The following is a 19794-nucleotide window of genomic DNA, read 5'->3' on the forward strand; positions in this document are numbered from 1 at the left end:
GGTCACTCGTACGAGGGGTGTTGGCCGCAGAGGCACGCATTTTCGAATAGGCATTCGATAGCCTGCGGGTGAGGGAGGCCCGTGCGTGACGGATCACGCCGGGCGCGCGATGAGCAGAAGACAGTGGGCAGCACTGCGGTACGACGGCAGACACGACGCGTGACCGGACCGGCCGGCTCGAGCGGGAGCGGGGGTCCGGGCTGAGCTAGGGGGGTGCCAGGGCCTATGGCGCGACGCATCGAGGTGACCGGGGCGGGCGGTGTACGCCTGGTGGCCTGGGAGTTCGGCGACCCGCCGAAGGGCGACCCGCCGGACACCGGACCGCAGCCCGCGATCCCGGCCCAGTCGGCCGGCGACCGGACGGGCCCGCACGACGCGGACACCACAGACCCCGCAGACTTTTTCCGCTCGACCGACCCCTTCAGCCCCACCGCTCCCACCCCCGGCGTCCTGTTACTGCACGGCCTGATGGGCCGTGCCTCCCACTGGGCGTCCACCGCCCGCTGGCTCTGCGAGCGCCACCGCGCCATCGCCCTCGACCAGCGCGGTCACGGCCAGAGCGAGAAACCCCCACAGGCCGCCTTCACCCGCGAGGCCTACGTCGAGGACGCCGAGGCCGCCCTCGAACAGCTCGGCCTCGCCCCCGCCGTCCTCATCGGCCACGCCATGGGCGCCCTGACCGCCTGGCAGCTCGCCGCCAAGCGCCCCGACCTGGTCTCCGGCGTGATCATCTGCGACATGCGGGCCTCCGCGCTCGGCGCGGCCTCGCAGCGCGAGTGGGCCGACTGGTTCAAGTCCTGGCCCGTTCCCTTCGCCACCCTCGCCGACGTCCGCAAGTGGTTCGGGGAGGACGATCCCTGGGTCGAGCGCCCGAACCCGGCGCGCGGCGCGTTCTACGCCGAGGTGATGCACGAGTCCGCCGACGGCTGGCGCCCCGTCTTCGAACCCGAGCAGATGCTGAAGTCCCGCGAGACCTGGGTCTACGACGCTCACTGGGAGGAACTCACCCAGGTCCGCTGCCCCACCCTCGTCGTCCGCGGCCTCGACGGCGAACTCGGCCGAGCCGAGGCCCAGGAGATGGTGCGGGTGCTGCCCCGCGGGGAGTACGCGGAGGTGGCCGACGCCGGGCACCTCGTCCACTACGACCAGCCGGAGGCCTGGCGCGCCGCGATCGAGCCGTTCCTGGACGGCGTCCTCACTCCGTGACCCGGACCGGGCGCCGTCAGCGATCCCGCCCGCACGCGTAGGCCAACGGAGAGATCAGCTCCTCCGCGTCCGGCAGCCACCGGTTCGCGGGCGTCGGCCGGCAGGCCCACTGCACGGCACCCCGCGAACCGAACCGCGTGGGCGGCGCGGCCACGTACTCCCCTTCACCCAGCGCGACGAGATCGAGGGAGGACAGCGACCAGCCCAACTTGCGCACCAGATCGGGGACCTTGACCGAGGCTCCGGGCAGCACGAAGAAGTGCATCCGCCGGTCCGGCGCCAACGTCACCGGCCCCAGCGTCAGTTCCATCCGCTCCATCCGCGCCAGCGCCAGGAACCCGGCCGTCTCCGGCACGGAGATCGCGTCGAACGTACGCCCGGTGGGCAGCAGGATCGAGGCGGTCGGCTGCTTCTGCCACATACGGCGGGCGACGGTCGCGCTGCCCGTCGCCTGCGTCGCCCAGTCCGGCCGGGAGGGATGCGCCCCGGGCGCCGCGCACGCGGCGTCACCGCAGGAGCAGCGCTGTGCCCCGTCGACGGCTTCCAGCCAGGTGCCGGGGAAGACGTCCCAATGACGTTCCTCGGCGTAGCGAACAGCGGTCTCCAGCAGCGATTCCCCGCGCTGCTTCGGGATTTGGGTGGCTTCGGCACCCACGATGGTCTCTTCCACGATGAACACAACTCTAGCCGTCACCAGGGGTTACGCGGACCCGTGTGCGCGGGGGAGGAGCATCGATTCCGCGTCCGGGGCGCATAGGTGCATGTCCGGGGGCGCGCGGGAGGAACGGGCGCGGGAGCGGGTAGGCAGGCATGGGGGTCGGCTTCCGCCTTTACCCCGGCAATCCTCGCATGCCTCGCATTTTCGCCGTCTACGTGGGGCATTGATCTTCACGGCCGGAACTTTTCGGTGGAAGACACATCAACTCGGTGCGCGGGATGGCACCGCAGCCACAGGGGGTAGTGCCAATGGCCGCAAGGCCTCTCGTCGCGCGGCAGCCGAACGAACGGCTGCAGGCGCTCATCCAGGAGGCGGGGTGCTCGAACGCCGGGCTCGCCCGCAGGGTCAACATGTGCGGTGCCGAGCACGGCCTCGACCTGCGCTACGACAAGACGTCCGTGGCCCGTTGGCTGCGCGGTCAGCAGCCGCGCGGACGGGCCCCGGCGATCATCGCGGAGGCCTTGGGCCGCAAACTGGGCCGTACGGTCACGATCGACGAGATCGGCATGGCCAACGGCAAGAACCTCGCGTCGGGTGTCGGTCTCCAGTTCTCGCCGACGGTACTGGGGGCCATCGAGCAGGTCTGCGAGCTGTGGCGCAGCGACGTGGGGCGGCGCGACTTCCTCTCGGGATCGTCCGTGGCCGCCTCGGCGTTGGTGGAGCCGAGCCGGGACTGGCTGATCTCCTCGCCCGACGCGCAGGTGGCGCGCTCGGCGGGGCCACGGGTGGGGATGTCCGACGTGGCGGCCGTGCAGGCGATGACGCAGGCGCTGGTCGACCTGGACCACCAGTACGGCAGCGGGCATGTGCGCCCGGTGGTCGTGCACTACCTCAACAGCGTCGTCTCGGGTCTGCTGGCCGGCTCCTACCGGGAGGCGGTGGGACGTGAACTGTTCGCTTCCGTGGCGCGTTTGACGGAGCTGGCGGGCTACATGGCCGTCGACACCGGACAACCGGGCCTGGCCCAGCGCTACTACATCCAGGCCCTGCGCCTCGCGCAGGCGGCGGGCGACCGCGGCTACGGCGGCTACGTCCTCGCCGCGTCCATGAGCCACCTCGCCGCCCAGCTCGGAAACCCGCGCGAGATCGCCCAGTTGGCGCGGGCGGCGCAGGAGGGGGCGCGGGGGCGGGTGACCCCGCGCGCGGAGTCGATGTTCCACGCCGCCGAGGCGCGCGGGCACGCGCTCATGGGCGACGTACGGGCGGCGCAAGTGGCGGCCGGGCGGGCGGTGTCGGCGCTGGAGGCGGCCGATCCGGCGGCCGGGGACGACCCGGTGTGGATCGCGCACTTCGACGAGGCCTACCTCGCGGACGAGTTGGCGCACTGTCACCGCGACCTGGGGCAGGCCGAGGCGGCGGCGCGCTGCGCGGAGCGGGCGCTGGCCGGGCATCCGCCGAGCCGGGCGCGGCGGCGGGCCATCGGCTATGTGCTGTTGGCCACCGCGCAGGTCCAGCAGCGTGACATCGAGCAGGCCTGCACCACCGGGATGAAGGCGGTGGAACTGCTGGAGACACTGCGCTCCAACCGGGGCGCGGAGTACCTGGAGGACCTCCAGCAGCGGCTGGAGCCGTTCCGGGAGGAGCCCGTGGTCAGGGAGTTCGGGGCGCGTCTGGACCTCCAGGCCGCCGCGTGAGAGGGCGGAGCGCCGGGCGCGACGGGTACAGCGCACGGCGCTCCGGTGCCGCCAGACCCCTCACTGGGAGGGAGATCACGTCCTGAGCTGCGTGGCACGGGGTTCCGGGGACCCGGTAGCGTGAGCCGACGATTCCGAAGGTCCCCCATTCGTAGGAGTCCCGGTGACGCAGAGTGGACAGGGCGAGGAGCCCTCGGCGCGGCCCGCGCGCGAAGGCATCGTGCTGCCCTCCGACGGTGGCGAGCCCCTGCTGCCGGGCATGACGGGCGACCGGACCGGCCCGAGCGGCCCGCGGCCGCGCCCCTACGGCGGCCCGCAGCCCTACGACCGGCAGGACCCGTCGGCGTCCGCGCCGCCCGCCGGGCAGACCTGGGGCCGGCCGTGGGGACCCGAGCAGCAGCAGCCGGAGCAGGGACGGCCGCTCCCGGGCGAGCAGCAGTGGGACACCCCGCAGCCGACGGGCCCGGACGCGTGGCACGGGCAGACGGGTCCGGCCGCGTCCCAGCCGGGCGCGGGCCCGCTCCCGCCGGAGGGCGCCCCGGCACCGTCGTACGGGCAGGACGCGAGCGCCGTGCAGCCGTCGCCGTACGGCCACGGTGCGCCCACCGGGCAGCCGCAGCCGTACGGGCAGGACCTGCCGACCGCCCAGCCGCCGTCGTACGGGCAGGACCTGCCGACCGCCCAGCCGCCGTCGTCGTACGGGCAGGACTCCCGGGCCGCGCAGTCGGCGTCGTACGGGCAGGGGGTGGCGGGGGCGCCGTTGCCGCCCGTGGACGAGGGGGCCACGCAGTACATACCGCCGGTCTCGGCCGGGGCCGGGCCGATGCCCGCCTCCGACGAGGGCGCCACGCAGTATCTGCCGCCCGTCGCCGCCGCGCCCGTCGACGAGGGGGCCACGCAGTACATACCGCCGGTCGCGCCGGGCGCGCTGCCGCCGGAGAGCCCCTCGGAGTCGACGCACTTCCTGGGCCGGGCGCAGAAGCCGCAGCCGCAGCCGGGTTCGGCGCCGATGCCGGGTGCCGGGCACCCCGACGCCGAGGCCACCCAGTACATACCGCCCGTGACCGGGCAGGCGTCGGACCGGCAGCCGCCGGCCGAGTTCGACAACCTCTTCCGCGGCGGCGCGGGAGGCGAGGCGCCGGCCGGCGCCACCCAGCAGATACCCCGCTTCTCCGAGCCGGAGGGGTACGCCCCGCAACCCGCCTACTCCGCACAGCCGCCCGGCGACCCGGCGGGCGGGCGGCGCGGCAGACGCGGGGACGACGACAACGGCGGCGGCCGGGGCGGCCGTACCGGATCGCGGGTGCCGCTGCTGGCGGCGGTCGGGGTGGCCATCGCGGTCGTCGGGCTCGGCGCGGGCGCGCTGATGGCCGGCGGGGGCGGCGGTGACCAGGGGGACGACAACAAGACCGTGGCCGCGTCGGCGCCCGCGGGCGAGGGGTCCGCGTCGGCGTCCGCCGATCCGACCGAACAGCAGGCGATCGCCCTGGACAAGCTGCTCGCGGACAGCGGCAGCAGCCGGGCCAGCGTGATCAGCGCGGTCGCCGACGTGAAGGCGTGCACCGACCTCGCGCAGGCCGCCACCGATCTGCGGGAGGCGGCGAAGCAGCGCACCGAACTGGTGACGAAGCTGTCCGCCCTGACCGTCGACCGGCTGCCGAACCACACGGCCCTGACCACCGCCCTCACCAAGGCGTGGCAGGCGTCCGCGTCCGCCGACGACCACTACGCGGCGTGGGCCGACCAGACGGCCGCGGACAAGAAGAGCTGCAAGAAGGGCCAGGCCCGCACCACGGCGCAGACGCAGGCCGGCAACCGGGAGAGCGGCACCGCCAGCACGCAGAAGGCGCGGGCCGCCAAGCTGTGGAACGAGATCGCGAAGAAGTACGGTCTGACCCAGCGCCAGCCGACCCAGCTCTGAGACCCTCGGCGGGCTCAGTCCACGTCCGCGGTCTCCAGCGTCTTCGTCGTGTCGACGAAGCCCTGCTTGGCCGCCACCAGCCGGCCCCGCTTCACCGTCTGGAGCGTCACGTTGGCGTTGACCAGGCGCGGGAAGCCGATGGAGGCGAGCTGGTCGGTGAACTCCCAGCGCAGCGTGGGCGTGAGGCCGCCCGTGGAGACCTTCAGCCCGTCGTCCAGGGCCCGGCGCACGGTGTGGGCGGTCACCTCGCCGTCGCCCAGCGCGTCCACGGCCGCCCTGAACACGGAGTACGCGATCCAGGTGGTCTGCACACCGGTGTCCCCGGCGTCGATACGGGTGTCGGAGAACGCCTCCTCGCTGATCACCTTCTTCATCGCCTCCCAGCGCGGATCGCTCGCCACCGGGTACCAGCCGGTGACGTACGCGCCCTCGTAGGGGCCCGACGCGCCGCCGGAGGAGTCGATGACGCTCTGGTCGACGCTGCCGAGGACGGTGGCGGTGCGCACGGCGGGGAAGTCCTCGCGGGTGCGGCGGAAGGAGTCCATGAAGGTGCTGGTGCGGTCGCCGAGCGCGGGCACCACGCAGCCCTTGCGGTCGGCCGTGCCGTCCGCGGTCTTCTCCAGGGCTTCCTCCGCCTGCGCCGAATACTCGGTGGCGTCCTCCGCGGCCCGTTGGTCGGAGGAGGGGTCGTGGTCGCCGGCCGTCAGCCCGGCGTTGAGCATGGTGGGCAGCGTGTCGCCCGCGATGGTGTCCGGGCGGATGAGCGCGACCGGCCCGCAGACCGTGGCGAGTTCCTTCCCGAGGCCCGCCAGCAGCGTGGGCTGGCCGCCGTTGACCGGGTAGGACAGCGGGCTGGTGAACTCGGCGTCGGTGACGCCGTAGCCGCCGATGTAGGGGATGCCGGCGCCCTCCAGATGCGGGAAGAAGGCGTCGGAGTGCTGGCTGTAGGAGCCGACGACGGCGACGGCGTCCTCCTTGACCGCGCGCCGGGCGCACTTCGCGGCGCTCACCGCGTCGTTGTGCTCGTTGCACGTCAGCACGGACAGCTTGCGCCCGTTCAGGCCGCCGTTGGCGTTGACCCAGCGGGCGTAGGCGCGGGCGAAGGCGGGCATGCCGGGCATGTTCGTGGCGCCGGTGCCCTCGGGGGCCCAGGTCATGACGACCACCGGGTCGTCCCCGGAACCCCCCGTGGCGCCGGGGACGATCCCGCAGCCGACGGCCAGCGACGCACAGGCCACCAGTGCGCCCGCCGCGACGGCTTTCGCTCTGGCGGGCCTGGGGATGCGGATGGACCTGGGGAGGAAGGTGTCTCGCGTACGTCGCCTGCCGGTCATGTACCCGCACGATTCCGTCACATGGCTAACCTGGGAGTCATCCATGATCAACGGTTGGTAACGGGCAGGTGAATTGCGGGGGCCGGGGAGCCGCCCGGAGCCGGGAACGTACGATCGGTGACCGTGCAAGGTTCCCAGAACACTTCCCGTCGCGGCCGTCGCTCGTTCACCATGGGCGGCATGCCACTCAACGACATGCCGTGGTGGCGCTGGCGCAGCAATGTGCGCTCCGCGCTGCACATGCTCTCGGACCCGGTGTTCCAGCGGGACGTCTGGCTGGCCGGCGTGGACGGCTACGGGGACGTCACCGACGCCGTGTACCGCCTGGTCGAGGACACCTGGCTGGACAACTGGTCCGCCGAGAAGTACGTCGGCACGATCTTCCGTGACTCGCAGGAGGCGGCGCTCGTCGACACCGCGGTGCTGCGGGTGCTGCGGATCATGCACCAGGTCGGCCCGGACGCGCCGGTGGCCGCCTACCTCGAGCACCAGGCCTGGCCGGAGGCGGTGCGGGCGGCGCGCGACGCGCACGTACGGATGGCGGCGGCCGACGAGGAGGACCCGGACGCCCCGCCGCGCACGCTCGAGGTGCTGCGGATCATGACGCGGTCCGCGTAGCGGACGACGGTCGGTGGGGTGGGGCGGACATGAGACCCTGTGGTGCATGAACGAGCAGTCCACCCGAGCCGCGGCGGTCCCCGCCGACCAGTACGTCCTCACCCTTTCCTGCCCCGACAAGCAGGGCATCGTGCACGCCGTGTCGAGCTACCTCTTCATGACCGGCTGCAACATCGAGGACAGCCAGCAGTTCGGTGACCACGACACGGGTCTGTTCTTCATGCGCGTGCACTTCTCGGCGGACGCGCCGGTGACGGTGGACAAGCTGCGGGCGAGCTTCGCGGCGATCGGTGACTCCTTCCACATGGACTGGCAGATCAACCGGGCCGACGAGAAGATGCGCATCGTCCTCATGGTCAGCAAGTTCGGGCACTGCCTGAACGACCTGCTGTTCCGGGCGCGGATCGGGGCGCTGCCGGTGGAGATCGCGGCGGTGGTCTCCAACCACACCGATTTCGCCGAGCTGGTGGCCTCCTACGACATTCCCTTCCACCACATTGCGGTGACGAAGGAGAACAAGCCCGAGGCGGAGGCGCGGCTGCTGGAGATCGTCCGCGGGGAGAACGTCGAGCTGGTCGTGCTCGCGCGGTACATGCAGGTGCTGTCGGACGACCTGTGCAAGCAGCTCAGCGGGCGCATCATCAACATCCACCACTCCTTCCTGCCGAGCTTCAAGGGCGCGAAGCCGTACCACCAGGCGCATGCGCGGGGCGTGAAGCTGATCGGGGCGACGGCGCACTACGTCACCGCCGACCTCGACGAGGGGCCGATCATCGAGCAGGAGGTCGAGCGGGTGGGGCATGACGTCACGCCGGATCAGCTGGTCGCGGTGGGGCGGGACGTGGAGTGCCAGGCGCTGGCCCGGGCCGTGAAGTGGCACGCGGAGCGGCGGATCCTGCTGAACGGGCGACGGACGGTGGTGTTCGCCTAGGGCCACGGCGGCCCGAGCCGTCACATGCGCTGAGGTCCCCGAGCCGTCACATGCGGCTGAGGGACGCCGCCGCGTACAGGACGTCCCTGATGGCCTGCCGGTCTCCGGCCTGGCCCGCTGCCGCCTCCTCCGGAGGGACGTGGCCGGCGGTGAGTTTGCAGAACTCCGTGTCGTCCAGGGCCACGTGGGCCACCTCGTGGTCGGCGGAGCCCAGTGCGGCGGGGGAGTCCAGGGGGATGAGCCACTGGCCGCCGCCCGAGCCCTCGATCTCCAGCCGGAGACTGCGGCCGGGCCGGCCGGCGGGGACGAGGTGGCGGGTGGGCGCCGGGGCGGCGAGACCCGCGCGGCGGCGTTCGGCGAGGGCGCCGGGGAGCATGCGGGCGGCCAGGTCGATCATGCCGTGGAGGTGGCGCGGGGCGGGCGGCGTGTAGGGGTAGTCGACCGCCTCCGCGATGTCCTCGGCGTGCAGCCAGCACTCGAAGGCCCGGTCCAGCAGCGCGTCCCGCAGGGGCAACTCGAAGTCGCCGTACGACACGGGCAGGGTGCCGGGGCCCGCGCCGGTGAAGGAGACCGTGCGGACGAGGGCGTGGGTCTGGTCGCGCCACGGGCCGCGTACGGAGCGGTCGGGCGGGACGTGCGAGGCGTCCCAGAACGCCTCCGTGCGCTCGGCGGGGGTGCGCGCCGGTTTGTCGCCGGGGAGCGGGTCGTCGAGGCCGAGCGCGACGGCGACCAGGCCGTCCACCGCGAGCAGGTGGGCGATGACCCCGGCGACGGTCGTGCGGCGGCTGGTGGCCTCCTCGCCCCGGTACCAGCGCAGCCGTACCGGCGCGAGCCACTCGGCCTCGCCGAAGTCCTGGAGCAGGGCGTCCAGACGGGCGGTCTCGGCGTCGTACGAGGTCGCCCAGTCGGGCACCGGGATACGGGGCGGGCGCCGGTCCAGGCAGCCCTCCAGGACGCGGGTGCGCAGGCCGGGGTCGAGGTCGAGGCTCTCGGGGCGCTGGAGCAGGCCGACGGCCTCCCGCAGGCGCCGTGCCTCGTCGGCGCAGGTGCCGCAGGTGCCGAGGTGGTCCTCGACGGCCGCGGTCTCCTCGGCCGAGCAGGCCGCCAGCGCCCACGCGCCCAGCAGCGACTTGAGCACCCGGTGCTCCAGGTGGAGCGGGGCCGCATCCCGCTGGTCGTACGGGTCGAGGTCCTCCGTGCCGGTCATGCCGCGCCTCCGTATTCGGGTGGGGCTCCGGGCGCGGCGGTGTCGTGGGCCGTGGAGAGCAGTTGCAGGCCGAGGCGGAGCCGGCGGCGGGCCTCGTCCTCGGTGACGCCGAGGTCGGCGGCGGTCTGGCGGTAGTCGTGGCGCTGGAAGTAGGCCAGCTCCAGGGCTAGGCGCAGCGGGGTCGGCATGGACTGGACGATGTAGTCGGCGCGGGCGGCGACAGCGGCGTGGCGGACCTTGGACTCCAGTTCCTCGGTGGTGCCGGGGCCGCCGTCGGCGAGGGCGGCGGCCCCGGTGGCGCGCAGCCGCTGTACGGCGAGGCGGTGGGTGAGGGAGGCTAGGAAGGTGCGCAGAGGGCCCTGGCGGGGGTCGTAGGTGCCGGGGTGTTCCCAGACGTGGGCGAAGACCTCGCGGGTGATGCCGTCCGCGGCCTGTTCGTCTTTGAGTACACGGTGGGCGAGTCCGTGCACAAGCGAAGCGAACCGGTCGTAAAGCTCACCGAGGGCGGCGGCTTCCCCGCGCGTGAGCCGCTGCTGCATCGTGCGGTCCCAGCGGGGCGGTGCCTCCCTCTTCGTCATGCGGCCCCCTCACTCGTGCCGTTGTGTCCAGCCTGCTGCCTCCGTCACCTCGAATGTAGTCGGCACCCCGGACACCGCACGCCCCTTTGTGGCAATGTGCGCCCCCCGTCGCTCCGCGGGTGGTATTGGGCGCGCCCGTCCGGCCTCTTCATGATCAGGTATGCCCTATTGCGATCGAACGGGACCGAAAGCGATTGAAACAAGCCTCTTTCCTTTGTCTGCCGTTTTTTGCTCGGAGTTTCGGGGAACGGCCGCTGGGCAGCCGCGCTGCGAGGAAGCGAAGGGACAGCTTCCGTTCCAGCGAGCGAAGGGCGTGGTGGTGGCGTTCAAAGTGACCGGCGGCGAGCGGGGCGAATGGGCCGTGCTCCATGTGTCGGGCGAGCTGGACCTGGTGACGTCGCCGGTGCTGCGTCAACGGGTGCACGACGCGGTGGCCGAGGGCCGCCACAGTCTCGTCCTGGACCTGTCCGAGGTGCATTTCTGCGACTCCAGCGGCGTCGGCGTGCTCATCGCCGCCCGTCGCCTGATCCGCTCCTGCCGGGGCCGGCTGCGGCTGATCCTGCCGGCCCGGGGCGCGGTCGAGGACTCCCACGTCAACCGGGTCCTCGGCGCGCTGGGCGTACGCCGGCTCTTCGACGTCTACGGCGACGTCGCGGAGGCCGTGGACGAGGGCGACGACACCGAGCCGCTGTCGGCGTGACGCCCCCGGGCCGGGCGGACCGGGCCGGCGCGGGTCAGCCCAGTGCGTCGCGGGCGGCCACGACGAACTCCGTCACCGTCAGCCCAGTGCGTCATGGGCGGCCGTGACGAACTCCGTCACCGTCAGCCCAGTGCGTCGCGGGCGGCCGTGACGAACTCCGTCACCATGGCCCGTGTGTCGTCGCGGAGCCGGTCCAGTGCGGCCCGGTCGTGCGCCTTGTGCAGCTGGTCGATCCGCTTCAACGTCCGGCGTCCGCGCTCCACGAGGGCCTCGTCCGGCGACAGCATCTGCACCCGGAACAGCGCCTCCTGCGCCACCGACCGCAGCTCGTACCCCTCCGCGCGGGCCTGCCGGCACTCCTCGGGGGTGCCGTCCTCGTGCTCCAGGAACCACCGGCCCACCAGCGCCCGCCGGTAGTTGACGAGCGCGCCCGCGTACGCCCCGTAGGCGTCCATGCGCTCCTGCCGCAGCCGCTCGTCGCGGGTGAAGCGCTCCGTCCGCTCCACCGACCGCAACTGGAACCGGTGGGTGAGCGCCGCGCCGAGCAGGGTCCCCACCACCGCTATGAAGCTCGCCGCCAGTGCCTCCATGTCCGACAGTGGATCACATCACAGGTCGGCCACACGCCTGTTCCGAAATTCCCCCGGTCTTGGCACAACCGTCACCTTCCGGCCGTCCGGGCGTCGTCGGCGTCGTACGCTCCCGCCTGGAAGCACACCCCACGTGACGACGTAAGGCGGCCCGAGAAGACATGGTCAGCAGCGAGTACGAGCGCAGGATCGCCGGCCGGTTCGCCACCTTCGACCAGGACGGCAACGGCTACATCGACCGGGAGGACTTCGGCGCCGCGGCGAAGGCGCTGCTCGCCGAGTTCGGCATCCCCGCCCGGTCGGACAAGGGACAGGCCCTGTACGCCGGCGCCGAGGCGTTCTGGCAGGGCATGGCCGGCATGGCGGACCGGGACGGCGACCAGCGCATCACCCGGGAGGAGTTCGTCGACGGCGCGGTCAAGCGCCTGCGCGACAACCCCGGGCGGTTCGCGGAGATCGCCCGTCCGTTCCTGCACGCGGCCCTGGACCTCGCGGACGCCGACGGCGACGGCGCGGCCACCGTCGAGGACACCGTGCGCGTACTGCGCTGCTTCGGCGTCCCCGAGGACGTCGCCCGCGCGGCCGCCGCCGCCCTCGACACCGACGGCGACGGCCTGGTCGGCGAGACGGAGATCGTGCCCGCCTTCGCGCGGTACTTCACCGTCCCCGGGTAGGGCTATCCGGTGGTGCCCGCATAGCGTTCGCGCAGTTTGTACTTCAGTACCTTCCGCAGCGTCTCGTTCCGCGGGAGGGCGTCCACCACCTCCAGCCGCTCCGGCAGCTTGTGCACCGACAGCCCTTCCGCGCGCAGGTACGAGGTCACGGCCTCCAGGGTCAGTTCCGGGGCCCCCGAGGGCTGTTCGACCACCGCGCACACCAGCTCGCCGCGCTCCGCGTCCGGCAGCCCGACGACCGCCACGTCGCCCACCGCAGGGTGGGCGTGCAGCAGGTCCTCGATCTCCTTGGCCGAAATGTTCTCACCCTTGCGGATGATCACGTCCTTCAGCCGTCCGGTGAGGACGAGATGGCCGTCGGCGGTGAGGTGTCCGAGGTCGCCGGTGCGCAGGAACCCCTGCTCGTCGAAGGCCTCCGCGGTCTGCGCCGGGTCCAGGTAGCCCCGGCACACCGCCTCCCCGCGCAGCCGCACCTCACCGTCCACGATCCGGATCTCCATCCCCTCGGGCGGCCGGCCCTCCGTCGTCGCCAGGTTCTCCGGGGTGTCGTCGGGCGACCCCATGGTGATCATCGGCACCTCGGTCATCCCGTACCCGTGGGTGAGCCGCACGCGCATCTCGCGGACGACCGCGTGGTACAGCTCCGGCGGCTTGGGCGCCCCGCCGCCGGCGAGCAGCCGCAGCGACGGGATCAGCGGCGCCCCCGGCCGCTTGCGCTGCTCGGTGAGGAACATCGAGTAGAACGCCGTCGAGCCGCCCGCCACGGTCACCTTGTGCCGGCGGTACTCCGTCAGCGCCTCCGGCAGCGCGAACTGCTCGAACATCACCGCCGGGAAGCCGTACAGCAGCAGCATCACCGTGTAGTCGGGGCCGGCGATGTGGGCGTACGGGAAGGCCATCGAGCCCACGTCGGCGGCGGACAGCCGCAGCGCGTGGGCGAGGCAGGAGCCGCCCGCGATCAGCGAACGGTCGGTGTGCAGCACGCCCTTGGGGTCGGAGGTCGTCCCGGAGGTCCAGTAGATCCAGCGGACGCGGGTGCCGTCGGCGGGCGGCGGGGGCAGCACGCGCGGGTCGCCCTCCGGCAGGTCTTCGTACGCCTCGAAGACGCCCTTGGCGCCCAGTCGCCGTGCCATCTCGCCGTGGTCGAAGCCGCGCCAGACGCCCGGCACCGCGAAGAACTCCGCCTTCGACTCGCGCAGCGCGAAGCCGACCTCGCGGTCGCGGTAGAAGGGGATGACGGGGCTCTGGACGGCGCCGAGCCGGGCCAGCGCGAAGGACAGCACGGCCGTCTCCAGGCGGGTGGGGAGCTGCCAGGCGACGACCGTGCCGGGACGTACGCCCAGGTCGTACAGGCCGGCCGCGGTGCGCTCGGCACGCGCGCGCAGGGCGCCGAAGGTCAGTGAGCGGTCGCCCTGGAGGAGGACCGGGCGGTCGGGGGTGAGGGCGGCGCGGCGGTCGAGGAGGTCCCAGAGGGTGCGGGATGCGCTCAGCGCGTGGGCGGTGTCGGTCACGGCGGCCCCCTTCGGAGACGGACACGTGTTCTGACGGACAGTCAGATGGTGGGCAGAGCGTAGGGCGCGGCGCCTTGTCGGTCCAGGGGTGTGGCACTAGCCTGCTTGCGACGGTCAATCTGACGGTCCATCAGATAACAGGTGGGGGAACCCATGGTCGAACTGCCCCGCATCATCAGCGTCGACGACCACGTCATCGAACCCGCGCACCTCTTCGACACCTGGCTGCCGAAGAAGTACCGCGACCGCGGGCCCAAGCCCCTCACCGCCGGGATCGGTGAGCTGGCGTACGTCGGCGGCAAGTACCAGATCACGATGGACCCGGACGGCCCGCCCACCGACTGGTGGATCTACGAGGACCTGAAGTTCCCGTACAAACGCAACATCGCCGCCGTCGGCTTCGACCGCGACCAGATGACCCTGGAGGGCATCACCCGCGAGGAGATGCGGCGCGGCTGCTGGGACCCCGCCGCACGGCTGGCGGACATGGACCTCAACCACGTCGAGGCCAGCCTCTGTTTCCCGACCTTCCCCCGCTTCTGCGGGCAGACCTTCGCCGAGGCGCACGACAAGGAGGTCGCGCTGGCCTGCGTGCGCGCCTACAACGACTGGATGGTCGAGGAGTGGTGCGGCGACAGCGGTGGACGGCTCATCCCGCTGTGCCTGATCCCGCTGTGGGACATCGACCTGGCGGTGGCCGAGATCCGGCGCAACGCCGCCCGCGGGGTGCGCGCGGTCACCTTCTCCGAGATCCCCACCCACCTGGGGCTGCCGTCCATCCACTCGGGCTACTGGGACCCGTTCTTCGCGGCCTGCGAGGAGACCGGGACGGTCGTCAACATGCACATCGGCAGCAGCTCGCAGATGCCGGCCGCCTCCCCCGACGCCCCGCCCGCCGTCCAGGCCTCGCTCAGCTTCAACAACGCGATGGCCTCGATGATGGACTTCCTCTTCAGCGGGGTCCTGGTGCGTTTCCCGGCCCTCAAGCTCGCCTACTCCGAGGGCCAGATGGGCTGGATCCCCTACGCCCTGGAACGCGCCGACGACGTGTGGGAGGAGCACCGCGCCTGGGGCGGGGTGCGCGATCTGATCCCCGAGCCGCCGTCGACGTACTACTACCGGCAGATCTTCTGCTGCTTCTTCCGCGACAAGCACGGCATCGCGTCCCTGGACGTCGTCGGCCGGGACAACGCCACCTTCGAGACCGACTACCCGCACGTCGACTCGACCTTCCCGCACACCAAGGAGGTCGCCCTCGACCATGTGAAGGGCCTCGACGACGAGACCGTCCACAAGCTGATGCGGGGCAACGCGATCCGCATGCTCGGCCTCGGCCTCGACGCCTGATGGACCTCGCGGACACGCCCGAGGAGGCGGAGTTCCGCGCCCGTCTGCGGGAGTGGCTGGCGAAGGAACTGCCCGCGCTGCCCGGCAAGCCGCCCCCCGACGACTGGCCGGCCCGGCGCGCCTACGACCTCGGCTGGCAGCGCCGGCTCCACGACGCCGGGTACGCGCACGTGCACTGGGACGCCTCCCCGACCGTCCGGCTGATCTTCCTGGAGGAGACGGAACGGGCGGGCGCGCCCTACGTCGGCGCGGGCTTCGTCGGGCTGCTGCACGCCGGGCCGACGATCGCCGCCGAGGGCACGGAGGCCCAGCGGGAGCGCTGGCTGCCGCCGATCCTGCGCGGCGAGGAGGTGTGGTGCCAGGGCTTCAGCGAGCCCGGCGCCGGCTCCGACCTCGCGGCGCTGCGCACGCGCGCGTGGCGCGACGGCGACGACTACGTGGTGAGCGGGTCCAAGATCTGGACCTCCCACGCCGAGGTCGCCGACTGGTGCGAACTGCTGGTCCGCACCGACCCGGACGCGCCGAAGCACCGCGGCATCACCTGGCTCGCCCTGCCCATGGACACCCCGGGCGTCACCGTACGGCCGCTGCGCACGCTCGCCGGGTCGGCGGAGTTCGCGGAGGTGTTCCTCGACGAGGTGCGGGTGCCGGCCGCACACCGGGTGGGCGCCGAGAACGACGGCTGGCGGGTGACGATGGTGACGCTCTCCTTCGAACGCGGCACCGCCTTCGCGGGCGAGGTGGTCGCCTGCCGTCGCGTGCTCGGCGAACTCGCCCGCGAGGCCCGGGCGAACGGCCGCTGGGACGACCCGGCGCTGCGGCGGCGGCTCGGCGCCCTCAATGCCCGCTTCCGGGCCCTGTGGCGACTCACCCAGTGGAACGTCAGCGCGGCCGAGGCCTCCGGCGGGGTGCCCGGTGTGTCGGGTTCGGTTTTCAAACTGAGCTACTCGCACGCCCGCCAGGAGCTGTACGACACCGCCGCCGACGTCCTGGGCGACGCGGCCCTCGACCTCGGCCGGCCCTGGGTGCTCGACCGGCTGTCCTCCCTCTCCTACACCATCGCGGCCGGGACCTCGCAGATCCAGCGGAACATCGTGGGCGAGCGGATCCTCGGACTGCCGAAGGGGCGGTGACCACCGGCATGCGCTTCCAACTCACCGAGGACCAGCGCGCGTTGCGGGCGGGCATGCGGGAGGTGCTGGCGCGCCGCTTCGGCCCCGACGCGCTGCGGCGGAGCGTCGCGCGGCCCCGGCTGGACCGGGGGCTGTGGCGGGCGCTGGGCGACGCCGGGTTCTTCGCGCTGCGGGTGCCGGAGGCGGACGGCGGGGTCGGACTCGGCCTTCCTGAGGCGGTGTTGCTGTTCGAGGAGGCGGGTCGGGCACTGCTGCCGGGGCCACTGCTGGCCACCCATCTCGCGGCGGGGACCGTACCGGGCGCGGCGAGCGGGGAGACGGTCGTGGCGGCCGTCGACGGCGGACTGGTGGAGTGGCTGACGGAGGCGGACGTCGTCCTCGGGGACGCCGGGGGAGCCGTGCCGCTGCGGTCGGTGGATCCGCTCACCCCGCTGCACCGGGTACCGCCCGGCGCCCGGACGGCGGACCCCGTCGCCGTCCTCCTCACCGCCGCCGAGCAACTCGGCACCGCCACGCGCGCGTGCGAACTCGCGGCGCAACACGCCCGGACGCGAGAGCAGTTCGGGCAGCCGATCGGCGCCTTCCAGGCGGTCAAGCATCTCTGCGCGGAACTGCTGGTGCGGGTCGAGGTGGCCCGGGCGGCCGTCTACGCGGCGGCCGTCACCGCCGATCCGGCGGACATCGCGGCCGCCCGGCTGCTCGCCGACGAGGCCGCCGTGCGCGGCGCCCGCGACTGTCTCCAGGTGCACGGCGGCATGGGGTTCACCTGGGAGGCGGAGGTGCATCTGCTGCTGAAGCGGGCCTGGGTGCGCACCCGGCGTGCGGGCTTCGACACGGAGAGTGAGGAGTTGCTCGCGGCGGACCTGCTGGCGGAGACGGGCGGAGAGGCCTCCCGCCTGCGGTGATGGTGTGACTGGCGTGATGGATGAGGCTGGTGTCGCGGATCGTGGCACAGCATCGTCACGCAGCGTGGATATGCGGTTGTGTCCGATGCGTGACCCGTCACGGCGTGGAGTCGGACGGTCGCTCCGGTACCTTCTGTGGGATGCGAGTGGTTCCGAGCGCGATCCGTGCCGGTGGTGCCCCTGGGGCGGTGCCGGACGCGAGGGTGCGCACCCCTGCTCGCAGGGCTTTCGCGTGGCCGGACGGCAGTCGGGGCCCCGCGTGTTCGACTCCCCGGAACGAGCGTCGCACAGTATGCCGCACGGGTACTCCTTCGCGCTGGAATATGCCCGAAGCGCTTGTTGAGGTGACTGTACGTCAATCAAGCTGTCTCGTAAGGGATTCACGTTCCGTCACCCTGCCTCTGGCTGTTGTTCTGGCCATGCAGAAAATGGCTACGATCGTGGCCCTCGTCGTCATGGTGCTCGCGTGGCTAGCGTGGCTCGCGTGGCGCGCGGCCATGTGTCCGCCGGTTCGGATGGTGTGAGCGGTGCAGGTGCTTCAAGTGCAGCTGGAAATCCGGCCCGACCCCGCTGAGGTGGGGCGAGCCCGGAGGTGGGCCCGTTCGCGCCTGGCCGGGTCCGGGATAGGGGCCGACGAGCCGCTCGCCGAGACGTTGATCCTGCTCGTCTCCGAGCTCGTCACCAACGCCGTCGTGCACACCGGCTGTCCGGCCGTGCTGCGGCTCTCCCTGCCCGGCGGGGCGACCGGGGAGGCCGTGGTCCGCCTGGAGGTGGCCGACCGCAGCGACCGCGCGCCCGTGCCCCGCTGTGTGGACGACGACGCGACCGGCGGGCGCGGACTGGCTCTCGTCGACGGCCTCGCCGACCGCTGGGGCTGGACCATGGACGGCCCGGGCAAGCGCATCTGGTGCGAACTCGACCGCTGCGCCCCGCCGGAGAAGGGCGAGAAGCAGGGGCCGGCCTATCAGGGTCCGACCTACGAGGGGTTCGCCTGCGAGGCGGTGTGACGGCGCACGGGCGCGACGCGCGCCCCTGGTCCCCCGTTGCCGGAGCACGGATGCAGAAAGCGCTGTCGCCCAACTCCCGTCCGGCCGTGGTGCGCCCGGACGTGCTTCCGTGCGCGCCCATCACAAAAGGTGCGTAAGTAATAAATCCCCGATCGGGTGTTGACGGCACGTGTCCGTTTGATCACGCTTGTGGTCAGCGATTCGCCGCGAGGGGACGGCGAGGGCTTCGGTGACGGGAGCCCTCGGCGAGTGCGGGTCGCCGGTTCGGCGCCGGCTCCCTCAGGGCCGAGGAGAAGGGCGGGTGCGCCGAGTCGGATGGTGGCGCGCAGTGTGCCGTGCTCGGGGCGGGCAGGTGCGCGCCACCATCCGTCGTTCTCCGGGCCGGACGGGCCACAGCGCCGGGCGGAGGGGTGCACCGCCGCCCGGCCGCGGGAGCCGCTGATCAGATGCCGGGACTCAGGACCCGGGTGTAGGTGAGGGGATTGCTGGTACCGGCGGCCGTGGTGACCGTGACGCCGACCGGCCCGGCGCTGCCCGCCGGTGCCACCGCGGTCATCTGGGTCGGGGAGACGACCGTGAACGCCGCGGGGGTGGCACCGAAGCGGACCTCGATCGCGGTGGTGAGGCCGGTGCCGGTCAGGGTGATGACGGTGCCGGCGTACGTCGGTCCCTGGTCGGGGACGAGGGAGAGCAGCGTCGGGGCCGCGACATAGACGTAGCTGACGGGGTTGCTGGTGCCGCCGGGAGTGGTCACGGTGACTGCCGCCGTACCGGCCGCTTGGGGCGGGGTGACCGCGGTGATCTGTGTGGCCGAGATGACGGTGAACGACGTCGCGGGCACCGCGCCGAACTTCACGGCCGTCGCACCGAGCAGGTCGTTGCCGGTCAGGACGACCGAGGTGCCGCCCGCTGTGCTTCCGGACGCGGGTGTGACAGCGGTCAGCGAGGGCAGCGCGGCGAAGTAGAAGTACGCGCTGGGGTCGTCGGGGTTGCTGGTGCCGCCGGGAGTGGTCACGGTGACCGCCGCGGCACCGGCCGTGTGGGGCGGGGTGACCGCGGTGATCTGTGTGGCCGAGATGACGGTGAACGACGTCGCGGGCACTCCGCCGAACCTCACGGCCGTCGCACCGGTGAAGGCCGTGCCCGTCAGAGTGACGGTGGTGCCGCCGGAACTCGGGCCCTGGACGGGTGACAGGTCGGTGACGGCAGGGGCCGCGACGTACGTGAAGGTGAGCGCGTTGCTGGTGCCTCCGGAAGTGGTCACGGTGACGGGTACGCCACCGGCCGCATGCGCCGGGGAGACCGCGGTGATCTGCGTGGCCGAGGTGACGGTGAACGACGCCGGGGTGCCGCCGAAGCTCACCGCTGTGGCCCCGGAGAGGTTGGTGCCCGTCAGGGTGACGGTGGTGCCGCCGGACACCGATCCCTGGGTCGGCGACAGGCTGGTGAGGGACGGACCCCCCGTGACATAGGTGAAGGGCACCGACTGGGTGCTGGTGCCCTGGCTGGTGGTGACCGTGACGTTCACCGTCCCCGTGCCGGACGGGCTGACCGCCGTGAGCTGGGTGCTGCTGGTGGAGGTGAACGAGGTCGCGGGTTTGGTGCCGAACCGGACGGTTGTCACGCCGGTGAAGCTGGTTCCGGTCACGGTGACGGTGGTGCCGCCGGAGGCCGGTCCCTGGTTGGGACTGACCGATGAGACCACAGGGGGAGCCATGGCTGTACTCCTTCGATGGGACACGCCCATGGACGCGGGTGGGGGCCCGTCCGGGCGGAGGGG

General features: G+C 72.5%; 18 protein-coding genes. 11 read left to right on the forward strand and 7 right to left on the reverse strand.

Going from position 1 to position 19794, the window contains the following annotated elements:
• The first annotated feature begins 225 nt into the window (after positions 1–225).
• Positions 226–1206: an alpha/beta fold hydrolase gene (locus ALMP_RS15890; protein WP_264928443.1), complete on the forward strand. Its 981-nt coding sequence runs from the start codon at positions 226–228 to the stop codon at positions 1204–1206.
• Between the two features lie 16 nt (positions 1207–1222).
• Here ALMP_RS15890 and ALMP_RS15895 read toward each other — a convergent pair whose 3' ends face one another.
• A complete protein-coding gene (locus ALMP_RS15895; protein WP_264928445.1) occupies positions 1223–1885 on the reverse strand; it encodes a bifunctional DNA primase/polymerase in 663 nt (220 codons plus the stop codon).
• A 287-nt stretch (positions 1886–2172) separates the two neighbouring features.
• Between ALMP_RS15895 and ALMP_RS15900 the strand changes: the two genes are divergently transcribed.
• On the forward strand, positions 2173–3558 hold the full coding sequence (locus tag ALMP_RS15900) for a transcriptional regulator (RefSeq protein WP_264928447.1): 1386 nt from the start codon (positions 2173–2175) through the stop codon (positions 3556–3558).
• Positions 3559–3721: 163 nt separating this feature from the next.
• Entirely contained in the window at positions 3722–5479 is a 1758-nt protein-coding gene (locus tag ALMP_RS15905; protein WP_264928449.1) for a hypothetical protein, read from the forward strand.
• A gap of 14 nt (positions 5480–5493) precedes the next feature.
• On the opposite strand, the gene ALMP_RS15910 is transcribed toward ALMP_RS15905, so the two are convergent.
• Complete coding sequence (locus ALMP_RS15910; protein WP_264928451.1) at positions 5494–6813, reverse strand: ABC transporter substrate-binding protein; 1320 nt, start codon at positions 6811–6813, stop codon at positions 5494–5496.
• 117 nt (positions 6814–6930) lie between these two features.
• Here ALMP_RS15910 and ALMP_RS15915 point away from each other — a divergent pair, with 117 nt between their 5' ends.
• Both ALMP_RS15915 and purU read left to right on the forward strand, forming a co-directional pair.
• Positions 6931–7431 (forward strand): hypothetical protein, encoded by a 501-nt coding sequence (locus tag ALMP_RS15915; protein ID WP_264928453.1) that lies wholly within the window; start codon positions 6931–6933, stop codon positions 7429–7431.
• A gap of 46 nt (positions 7432–7477) precedes the next feature.
• On the forward strand, positions 7478–8362 hold the full coding sequence (gene purU / locus ALMP_RS15920; RefSeq protein WP_264928472.1) for a formyltetrahydrofolate deformylase: 885 nt from the start codon (positions 7478–7480) through the stop codon (positions 8360–8362).
• Positions 8363–8408: 46 nt separating this feature from the next.
• On the opposite strand, the gene ALMP_RS15925 is transcribed toward purU, so the two are convergent.
• Together ALMP_RS15925 and ALMP_RS15930 are read right to left on the reverse strand one after the other, a co-directional pair.
• Complete coding sequence (locus ALMP_RS15925) at positions 8409–9569, reverse strand: zf-HC2 domain-containing protein (protein WP_264928474.1); 1161 nt, start codon at positions 9567–9569, stop codon at positions 8409–8411.
• Positions 9566–10147, reverse strand: coding sequence for a sigma-70 family RNA polymerase sigma factor (locus ALMP_RS15930; protein WP_264928476.1), 582 nt, complete (start codon positions 10145–10147; stop codon positions 9566–9568). The genes ALMP_RS15925 and ALMP_RS15930 overlap by 4 nt, the downstream gene beginning before the upstream one ends.
• A gap of 313 nt (positions 10148–10460) precedes the next feature.
• On the opposite strand from ALMP_RS15930, the gene ALMP_RS15935 reads away from it, so the two are divergent.
• Positions 10461–10847: an STAS domain-containing protein gene (locus ALMP_RS15935; RefSeq protein WP_264928478.1), complete on the forward strand. Its 387-nt coding sequence runs from the start codon at positions 10461–10463 to the stop codon at positions 10845–10847.
• A 122-nt stretch (positions 10848–10969) separates the two neighbouring features.
• On the opposite strand, the gene ALMP_RS15940 is transcribed toward ALMP_RS15935, so the two are convergent.
• Complete coding sequence (locus ALMP_RS15940) at positions 10970–11437, reverse strand: hypothetical protein (RefSeq protein ID WP_264928480.1); 468 nt, start codon at positions 11435–11437, stop codon at positions 10970–10972.
• Positions 11438–11598: 161 nt separating this feature from the next.
• Here ALMP_RS15940 and ALMP_RS15945 point away from each other — a divergent pair, with 161 nt between their 5' ends.
• A complete protein-coding gene (locus ALMP_RS15945; protein WP_264928482.1) occupies positions 11599–12111 on the forward strand; it encodes an EF-hand domain-containing protein in 513 nt (170 codons plus the stop codon).
• A gap of 2 nt (positions 12112–12113) precedes the next feature.
• Here the strand turns inward: ALMP_RS15945 and ALMP_RS15950 are convergent, their stop codons facing one another.
• A complete protein-coding gene (locus ALMP_RS15950; protein WP_264928484.1) occupies positions 12114–13622 on the reverse strand; it encodes a class I adenylate-forming enzyme family protein in 1509 nt (502 codons plus the stop codon).
• A 153-nt stretch (positions 13623–13775) separates the two neighbouring features.
• On the opposite strand from ALMP_RS15950, the gene ALMP_RS15955 reads away from it, so the two are divergent.
• The 4 genes from ALMP_RS15955 (at position 13776) to ALMP_RS15970 (ending at position 18014) form a co-directional block, all read left to right on the forward strand.
• Complete coding sequence (locus tag ALMP_RS15955) at positions 13776–14969, forward strand: amidohydrolase family protein (protein ID WP_264928486.1); 1194 nt, start codon at positions 13776–13778, stop codon at positions 14967–14969.
• Positions 14969–16102, forward strand: coding sequence for an acyl-CoA dehydrogenase family protein (locus ALMP_RS15960; protein WP_264928487.1), 1134 nt, complete (start codon positions 14969–14971; stop codon positions 16100–16102). Before ALMP_RS15955 ends, ALMP_RS15960 begins: the two co-directional genes overlap by 1 nt.
• Before the next feature lie 8 nt (positions 16103–16110).
• Positions 16111–17007, forward strand: a complete 897-nt coding sequence (locus tag ALMP_RS15965) for an acyl-CoA dehydrogenase family protein (RefSeq protein ID WP_264928659.1) — start codon at positions 16111–16113, stop codon at positions 17005–17007.
• 542 nt (positions 17008–17549) lie between these two features.
• Complete coding sequence (locus tag ALMP_RS15970) at positions 17550–18014, forward strand: ATP-binding protein (protein ID WP_264928488.1); 465 nt, start codon at positions 17550–17552, stop codon at positions 18012–18014.
• A 442-nt stretch (positions 18015–18456) separates the two neighbouring features.
• Here the strand turns inward: ALMP_RS15970 and ALMP_RS15975 are convergent, their stop codons facing one another.
• On the reverse strand, positions 18457–19731 hold the full coding sequence (locus ALMP_RS15975; RefSeq protein WP_264928490.1) for an IPT/TIG domain-containing protein: 1275 nt from the start codon (positions 19729–19731) through the stop codon (positions 18457–18459).
• Positions 19732–19794: the final 63 nt, after the last annotated feature.

The organism is Streptomyces sp. A012304 (assembly GCF_026008495.1).
Classification (GTDB): Bacteria; Actinomycetota; Actinomycetes; order Streptomycetales; family Streptomycetaceae; genus Streptomyces.

Excerpts from the sequence above, each read along its gene's own strand:
- ALMP_RS15965 (WP_264928659.1), top strand. The coding sequence starts at position 16,111 with ATGCGCTTCCAACTCACCGAGGACCAGCGCGCGTTGCGGGCGGGCATG.
- purU (WP_264928472.1), top strand. The coding sequence starts at position 7,478 with ATGAACGAGCAGTCCACCCGAGCCGCGGCGGTCCCCGCCGACCAGTAC.
- ALMP_RS15925 (WP_264928474.1), bottom strand. The coding sequence starts at position 9,569 with ATGACCGGCACGGAGGACCTCGACCCGTACGACCAGCGGGATGCGGCC.
- ALMP_RS15975 (WP_264928490.1), bottom strand. The coding sequence starts at position 19,731 with ATGGCTCCCCCTGTGGTCTCATCGGTCAGTCCCAACCAGGGACCGGCC.
- ALMP_RS15910 (WP_264928451.1), bottom strand. The coding sequence starts at position 6,813 with ATGACCGGCAGGCGACGTACGCGAGACACCTTCCTCCCCAGGTCCATC.
- ALMP_RS15900 (WP_264928447.1), top strand. The coding sequence starts at position 2,173 with ATGGCCGCAAGGCCTCTCGTCGCGCGGCAGCCGAACGAACGGCTGCAG.
- ALMP_RS15930 (WP_264928476.1), bottom strand. The coding sequence starts at position 10,147 with ATGACGAAGAGGGAGGCACCGCCCCGCTGGGACCGCACGATGCAGCAG.
- ALMP_RS15955 (WP_264928486.1), top strand. The coding sequence starts at position 13,776 with ATGGTCGAACTGCCCCGCATCATCAGCGTCGACGACCACGTCATCGAA.
- ALMP_RS15940 (WP_264928480.1), bottom strand. The coding sequence starts at position 11,437 with ATGGAGGCACTGGCGGCGAGCTTCATAGCGGTGGTGGGGACCCTGCTC.
- ALMP_RS15945 (WP_264928482.1), top strand. The coding sequence starts at position 11,599 with ATGGTCAGCAGCGAGTACGAGCGCAGGATCGCCGGCCGGTTCGCCACC.
- ALMP_RS15890 (WP_264928443.1), top strand. The coding sequence starts at position 226 with ATGGCGCGACGCATCGAGGTGACCGGGGCGGGCGGTGTACGCCTGGTG.
- ALMP_RS15960 (WP_264928487.1), top strand. The coding sequence starts at position 14,969 with ATGGACCTCGCGGACACGCCCGAGGAGGCGGAGTTCCGCGCCCGTCTG.